This window comes from Microbispora hainanensis, from assembly GCF_006874475.1.
GTDB classification, from domain to species: Bacteria; Actinomycetota; Actinomycetes; order Streptosporangiales; family Streptosporangiaceae; genus Microbispora; species Microbispora hainanensis.
Map to the genome: position 1 here is coordinate 1 of NZ_VIRM01000102.1, position 6,969 is coordinate 6,969.

Genomic DNA, 6,969 nt, shown 5'->3' on the forward strand with positions numbered 1-6,969 from the left:
ACCGAGGATCCGAACTCACGCCGAAACAGCCACGACCACAGGCTGCCTGCGCAGATACCGCCAGCCCAGGACCCCGTACCAAATCATGACGGGCATGTGGAGCGCATACCCCAGCTGTTCCAGCGCCCCCGTAGGGCCGCCGGTCCCGGTCGTCCACGGAAGCACGACCGCGGCCAGGCCGACAAGTGCGGCGGTCATTCCGGTGGCACGAAGCCCGACTGACATCGGGATGCCGGCCGCGCTCGCGGCGGTGGCAGCGACCCACAGCAGCCCGGCCACGTTGACCGCCCACTTGGCGGTGAGCAGCACCGCCCAGGCCACGGTGACGACCGCCGGGGCGGTGGGGTCGGCGGCCAACTGGGTCAGCGCCAGGTTCCCGGCGTCATGAAGCAAGCCTGCCAGCCCGGCGGCGGCCAGCAGTCCGCCGGCCAGCGTCACCACGTGCGGTTCGGGTGCCTGGGCGGAGCGTGCGGACATCACGAGCCCGGCCGCGGTCAGTGCCAGCCAGCCCAGCACGTCGAAGGCCAGCTCGGTCAGATGCAGCGCGGATTGCTCACCCACCGCGGCCAGCGCAGCATCGGGGTCGGCTGAAGTCAGGGTCAACCCCGATGGCACCACGATGGCCGCAGCGGCGATCATGGCCACCAATGAGGTCAACAGCAGGACACCGATAAGCCGGGTCCGAGGATTCGAATCGGTCATGGACGGTGACGGTAGAACCTTGCCGCAGGGACAAAGTCAACATGCCGGGGAGAGGAGCCAGGGGTGTGGCGGATCGGGCAACTGGCGCGCATGGTCGGCGTATCCGAACGGACCCTGCGCCATTACGACAAGATCGGACTGCTGCCCCCTGCCGCGGTAGACCGATCCACCGGCTATCGCTGGTATGGCGTGACCGAGCTGTCGCGATTGGAGCGCATCCGCGGCATGCAACGCCTGGGCCTGCCGTTACGCCAGATCGCCGATCTGCTCGACGCTCCTGAGGCACAGCTGCGACAGGCCCTGACCGAGATCGTGACAGGCATCAAACATGACATCGCCGCTCTTGCCGCCGCCGCGGCTCACGCCGAGGACCGCCTTGCCACACCAATGTCGATCCTGCCCCAGGAAACTACATTGGGCTCTCGCCGCCTACGCGTACGCCGCTTGCGCCTCGATCATCCATCCGAGCTCGCCGCCCTGTGCCCGGCACCGCCGGCGACCCTGCTGACGTGGCTGCGCGGGCAGCCGACCGGCGGATTCACGGCGGCGGTGACCACCGGTCACGACGGCGAGCCGCTTACCCTGCCCGCCCGCACCGTCGTGCGAGCCGTCGTTCCGCCTTCCACAGACGTGGTCCGTGCCGGGCAGGACCTTTTCGGATGGTTGCACCGCCACCGGTTGGCCATCACCGGCCCTACCGTGGAAGAACACCTCGTCGACGCCGACGGCGCCCACGCCGTCGTCCTCGAAGTATCCGTACACCCCCAACCACACACCCTCTCGGCCTGACTCGACCGCTCCTCACACGCCTCCCACTCACCGAACCGGAGCCGGATAGCCGGGCGGCTCACGCCCGGGCGTGAGCCGCCCGGCGAGATCTGTGAAGCTACTCCTCAATCGGGGCCAGACCCGTCGGGCAGGCGCCCCACCTCGATGGGTCACCTAGCTTGACCTTGGTACGGCCATGCCGCGGTAGCCTTCGGCACCTTGAAATCGTGGCCTCGCCGTAGACCTCACCATCTGTGAGGGGCAGGAGCCGCTGTGGCGAGGCGGCCCGCACGAAGAGGGCAGCGGCGGACCCGGCGTCCCCGCGAGTGTCTCGGCCGGTGGCGTGGACGCCGCGCCGACCGGTAGGACGTGGCGCTCGTTACGGCATCGGCGACGCTCCGATGATCATGGCACGGTATTACGCGGCAGGCCCCAGATCCCAGGTCCACAGCGCTTCGCGGCCGCCGCCGACGAGCACCGCGCGGCCGTCGAGATAGCTGATCGAGAGAGAGCCGAGGTAGCGGGAAGGGCGCTGAAGCGTCCCGACCTGCCGGCTGGTCGTGAGGTCCCAGACCCGCATGCTCCTGTCCTGCGGCGAGTAGGTGACCGCGATCGGGACACCAGCGACCCGTCCGGAGGCGATGTTGTTCACCTGCTTGGAGTGGCCGAGCAACGGACGCTCGACCTGCTTGCCCGTGGCGAGGTCGTAGAGTTCCACGGTCCTGCCTGTGGCCACGATCGCGACCGTCGTACAGTCGAACAAGGCGATCTCCACCGGGGCCGAGTGCTCGGTCTTCGCGATGCGGAACGATGCCATCCGCTTTCCCGCGCCGACGTCCCAGAGCCGGGCGCGGGTGGCGCCGAAGGTCACCGCGACCGGCCGGCCGGCGAGGCGGATGAGGGCCAGCTGTCCGGCTGGGCCGTTTTTGACGGCGAGATCGTGCAGCAGCGCTCCCGAAGGAAAGTCCCAGATGCGTACCGCGCCCCGAGAAGAAGAGTCACCGGCCGCGCCGTCCTCGTCGACCGCTCCGACCACAAGCGCCCGGCGATCGGCTTCGGTCAACGCGACGCCGTTGACGAAGCCGTCATAGCCGATGAGGGGTTCGCCGATCGGCATGCGACTGGCAAGATCGAATGCCCTTATCGAGGAGTCTCCGAAACCGATCCCCGCGACCAGAACCGCTCGTCCGCCGTACTCGCCGGTCGCGAACGAGGTGATGCCCCCGGGCAGCCTGACCGGCGCGTCCAGCGGCCTGCCGCTGCCGAGATCCCACACGCCGGGGACTCTGTCGTCACCGTTCCCTTGGGCCACCACGATCGGCCTGCCGTGCAGCTCGCCGTTCACCCCGTAGATGTCACCGTTGGGTCCCCCGGTGGCGGGAGGAGCGGATTCCCGGCCGGTGGCGAGATCGTACGCGCGGACGGCGTTGTCGCGCCCGCCGGTCACGATCATGGGACGATCGCCGAGATCACCGACCGCCAGCGACGTGACGTGCCCCGGGATCTCGAAGGACGATACCTTCTCACCGGTGGCCGGATCGATGACCGCGATCGAGCTTCGGAGCCTCGATCCGTAACTGTCGGTGGCGATGCCCCTGGCGGTTTCGACCGCGACGAACACGGTCCGGCCGTTCAGCACGGCGAGCGACGAAGGGCCGAAACTCCCCTTCAGCGAGTGGAAGGTCGCCTCACGCGTGACCAGGTCCCAGCGGATCACCCCGAGATCGGCCGTGGGGATCAGGGCCACCGGACGGCCGCCGATCGTGGTCGTCCCGATCGTGTCTATGGTCTGGATGAACTCGCTCTGAAGAGTGAGCGGTTTCCCGACGGGTTTTCCGGACACCGGATCCCAGGCGATCACAGCGTCGCCCTGTCCGCTCAGCACGAGCAGGACGCCGTTGACGCGTGTCAGCGCGACGGCGCCGAAGATCCCGGTGCCGATGGGCGGACCGATCCGGCGGCCGGTCGCCAGATCGAACACGTGGGCGCCGTCGATGCCCGCCGCGGCGGCGATCGGCCTGCCGTCGAACTCGCCGAACGCGATGGCACGGAACCGCCCGGCGGGGAGCGGTCCGCCGACGGGCAGCCGAGTGGTCGCGTCCCACCTCTGGAGCGCCCCGTGGCTCCGGCCGAGGATGACGGGTCTGCCGTCGACGGTGCCGTACGCCACCGGGCCGTCGCCGGGGATCGGATCGCCGATCGGTTTCAGAGTGGCCCTGTCCCAGATCCGGATGGTGTGCTCGGCACCCGCGCTGATCGCGACGGGCCGGCCGTCCAGCTCACCCACGGCCACCGAGGTCACGTCCGAGTGACCGCCCATGTCGATCGCGACCGGCGCCGCGAACGAGGCGGGAACGCCACCGGGTGACGTCTCCTGGCAGGTGGTGGCCGCCCGGGGCCAACTCACGACGGTCGACCCGGCCGAGGCCAGCGGCACGGACCCGGCCAGAACCAGCACGGCGAGGATGGGTGGCAGCCGTCGAAAGACCATCCGAACCCCTGTCGCCGAATCGCTCCCGAGCATAAACCGCATCCCCCGCCGGCAGTGTCGCCCCGACGTGATCCGCCGGAAGGAAAACGGGACCAGACGCACCTCGCAGCATTCCGGCCCGAGCATCACCGGAGGACGTTCCGATGCCGCCCCCTCGGATTCGGAGATGAGATCCGCGCTCCGTATCGGCTGCACCATGGAAGGCATCCGGGGACCCGTGCATATGGGTGCCATGCAGGGTGATGCTGGTCAGCGTGGCGACCCTCGTCTCGTCCACGTCCGGACACTGGGCAGGGCCACCCCTGCCGGCGCGGTCGCTGCCGGCGCCTTGCCGAGATCTCTGCGCTTCGTCGGAGCCGGCCGGAGAGCCGTACGCCCGGCCCGCCGACCGCCCGGCGCACCCCGAGCCGCCGCAGGTGGCTCGCCTTGACCTTATGGAGAAAAGCCTCGCCGAAAACGGCTCTGGCCCTCGATCAGCGCCGGGCCGGCCGGGCGACCGAGGGCCAGGATCAGTCGGATACCACAGGTCATGCTTCGCCGGCGGTCAGGCTGACGGGCGGGAGACGCCCGTGTCGCCGAAGCCGCGATGACGTGGGGACTCTTCGTGTTTGAGTCGATCCGGTGAGAAGACCGAGAACCAAGCAGTTCTTGTCGGCATCCAACTCTTCATGATCGGCGTGACACTCTCCTTGCTGCTAGCGCTGTCCCCGGCGACCGCGATCGAGATTCCGAAGAACTTCCTGATCAACGAGCGCGACGCGCGCAGACACCTGAGCCCCGCTGAAGCGGAAGAACAGGGCTACGAGATCAGCGACAAACTCAGTGAGCCGTTGGAGCTGAACCCGTGCGAGCACCGGCGTGCCGTCGATCGCGATCGGGCGGCAATCCGCACGATCACGCATTGGACCAGCGCACCTGGTTACTCCTCTGAACAGCTCGTCATCTACAAGAGCCTCCGTGCCGCCCATTCCGCGTTCACCCGTCTGCGGGCCGAGGCCAAGCGGTGCGCGCGGAAGGGCGACCCGTCGGCGCCCGAACTAAAGATCCGTTGGCGGACGAGTAAGGCCAAGGCGGGAGACGAGTCCATAGGCATGGGTTATCAGACCTGGCAGGACGGCAGCGTGAACGCGACGATCACCGGCATCGTCGCGCGCAGGGGCAGCGCACTGATGATCTACACGACCACCGAGGGAATCTACAACCCCGGCCGGCTGACCAAAAACGCCAGGAAGATGGCCACCAAGGTGTGTAGGTTGCCCGGCGTCTGCTAGCTCAGCCACAGCGCCGGGAAAAGGCCCTCTGCGGCGACACCAAGACCGACATCCGGGCGAGAGCGAATGAGACCTCCGAGCAGCGCGACCCCACCCGGAGGTCTCACGCTCCCGCTACTCCCCACTAGAGGTCGTCAGGCCGACGGGGCAGGCGACTCCGGTGCCGCCGATGCCGCAGTAGCCGTTCGGCACCTTAAAAAGATATTGCTGGTGGTAGCGGTTCTCTTCGGGCAATAAGTCGCCGCTAGCGTGGCTTGGACCGGAAGTCAGCCCAAAGGTCGACCGCCTGCTGCAAGTCGAGAGCGGCGACATCCTCACGAGACATGCCGACGGTGTGAATCAAGCGGTCCGCCAGCCAATCCGGCACGGGCTCCCGAGGAGGCGGTTGCTCGACGCGAATGTGCTCGGCCAGCGCACCCAGGCGATCGATGATCTGGCCTAGCAGCACTACCTCCGGACGCCCTGTGCCGGCGGCACGGACCCTGGCTGTGGCCTCGGCGTTGACCTCACCATCGGCTCTCTCGCCCACAGCCCATACTTCGCAGATCTCGATCGACTTGTCGTCCATGATGCGATAGACGACCCGCCAGGTGTCACGCCCGACCACGAGCTTGCGAAAGCCGGTCAACTCCCCGCCCAGCGGATAGCCGGCCTCCGGATTCTCCAGCAGCAGAAGAACCTTTTTCAGCACCTTCGGCGCGGCATCAGGCCCGATCCGCCGCAGGTCATCAACCGCCGGAGCCGTGAAGACGACGTCGGACACGGGCTACTCGTCCTCCGGCAGCGCGGCCAGCGACTCCCGCGTGTGCCCGAAAGCGGAGAGCACGTCATCGAGCGGGACACGCTCTCCGGTGTCGGTCACCGAGCGTGCGAGCACGAGCGCCAAGTCCCTGAGATCTGCGGCGGCCTCCTCCAACTCTTGCAGGCGACGAATGCCGACGACGGCCGCCACCGGCTGATGCCGACGGGTCACCACCAGATCCGTCCCACGCTCAGCATCCGCGACCAGACGGGCCACCCCACGCTGAGCCGCTTCCGTCACGCTCAACTCCGCAGCTTCGTGCAGCACGGCCACACAACTACTGTACAGCAATCTATACAGAACAGGCAGGAGATGCCCCGTCGTTCGGCGATGGCGATCACGGACGCCGGACCGCATATGGGCAGCTTGCGCACCTCCCGGATGTGCACTGCTCACGGTGACTGCTTCCGCTGAACTATGGCGTGAACGCCGTGCCATTATCGCTTCTCGTGGACGAGGACCGGTTCTGGGAACTGATTGAGCGTGCCGGCAGAGAGACACCCAGCAGGAAGGAGCGCCTGGCCTGGCTGAAGGCCCAACTCTGCCAACTTCCCGTCGACGAGATCATCGATTACCACATGTGGTGGGAGCTCAATGCGAACCGCAGCTGTACATGTGACATGTACGCGCTGAGCTGTCACCTGTTACGACGCGAATCAACGGACGGCTTCGAGTATTTCGTCTACTGGCTCATCAGCTTGGGCCGAGAGGCATACGACCAAGTCGCCGATTGCCCGGATCGCGTCATGGAACTGCCGCAGGTTATGGACCTTCTCGGCCTGAAGCGACGCTGGTTTACCGAACGTCGTCGCGGCTTGCCGTGGTCCAACGAGGAGTACCCGGGTTTCGAACTCCTTGCCTACGTGGCGCTGGACGCCTATGAGCAGGTCACCGGCGCGGATGTGGACGTTCTCTACACCGCCGTCAAAAAAGCC

The 6,969-nt window shown here is 67.4% G+C and carries 7 protein-coding genes and 1 pseudogene; 3 read left to right on the plus strand and 5 right to left on the minus strand.

What is annotated here, in order from left to right; genetic code table 11:
* Window positions 1-15: 15 nt before the first annotated feature.
* Complete coding sequence (locus tag FLX08_RS39335) at window positions 16-702, minus strand: hypothetical protein (protein ID WP_142625347.1); 687 nt, start codon at window positions 700-702, stop codon at window positions 16-18.
* A gap of 63 nt (window positions 703-765) precedes the next feature.
* Between FLX08_RS39335 and FLX08_RS39340 the strand changes: the two genes are divergently transcribed.
* Complete coding sequence (locus FLX08_RS39340) at window positions 766-1,491, plus strand: MerR family transcriptional regulator (protein ID WP_142625348.1); 726 nt, start codon at window positions 766-768, stop codon at window positions 1,489-1,491.
* A 397-nt stretch (window positions 1,492-1,888) separates the two neighbouring features.
* Here FLX08_RS39340 and FLX08_RS39345 read toward each other — a convergent pair whose 3' ends face one another.
* Window positions 1,889-3,961: a WD40 repeat domain-containing protein gene (locus FLX08_RS39345; RefSeq protein ID WP_167530762.1), complete on the minus strand. Its 2,073-nt coding sequence runs from the start codon at window positions 3,959-3,961 to the stop codon at window positions 1,889-1,891.
* Window positions 3,962-4,629: 668 nt separating this feature from the next.
* Here FLX08_RS39345 and FLX08_RS39350 point away from each other — a divergent pair.
* The gene (locus FLX08_RS39350) at window positions 4,630-5,232 is read left to right on the plus strand and encodes a hypothetical protein (protein WP_142625350.1); all 603 of its coding nucleotides are present in this window, start codon (window positions 4,630-4,632) and stop codon (window positions 5,230-5,232) included.
* Between the two features lie 114 nt (window positions 5,233-5,346).
* Here FLX08_RS39350 and FLX08_RS42770 read toward each other — a convergent pair.
* The 3 genes and pseudogenes from FLX08_RS42770 to FLX08_RS39365 all read right to left on the minus strand — a co-directional run.
* Window positions 5,347-5,448 (minus strand): annotated as a pseudogene (locus tag FLX08_RS42770) (peptide-methionine (S)-S-oxide reductase MsrA); the annotation flags it as partial.
* A 28-nt stretch (window positions 5,449-5,476) separates the two neighbouring features.
* On the minus strand, window positions 5,477-5,995 hold the full coding sequence (locus tag FLX08_RS39360; protein ID WP_142625351.1) for a type II toxin-antitoxin system RelE family toxin: 519 nt from the start codon (window positions 5,993-5,995) through the stop codon (window positions 5,477-5,479).
* Window positions 5,996-5,998: 3 nt separating this feature from the next.
* Window positions 5,999-6,307, minus strand: a complete 309-nt coding sequence (locus FLX08_RS39365) for a type II toxin-antitoxin system prevent-host-death family antitoxin (protein ID WP_142625352.1) — start codon at window positions 6,305-6,307, stop codon at window positions 5,999-6,001.
* 176 nt (window positions 6,308-6,483) lie between these two features.
* On the opposite strand from FLX08_RS39365, the gene FLX08_RS39370 reads away from it, so the two are divergent.
* Window positions 6,484-6,969 (plus strand): DUF4240 domain-containing protein (locus FLX08_RS39370; RefSeq protein WP_142625353.1); only part of this gene is annotated, 486 nt, incomplete at its 3' end.

Excerpts from the sequence above, each read along its gene's own strand:
- FLX08_RS39350 (WP_142625350.1), top strand. The coding sequence starts at position 4,630 with ATGATCGGCGTGACACTCTCCTTGCTGCTAGCGCTGTCCCCGGCGACC.
- FLX08_RS39345 (WP_167530762.1), bottom strand. The coding sequence starts at position 3,961 with ATGGTCTTTCGACGGCTGCCACCCATCCTCGCCGTGCTGGTTCTGGCC.
- FLX08_RS39335 (WP_142625347.1), bottom strand. The coding sequence starts at position 702 with ATGACCGATTCGAATCCTCGGACCCGGCTTATCGGTGTCCTGCTGTTG.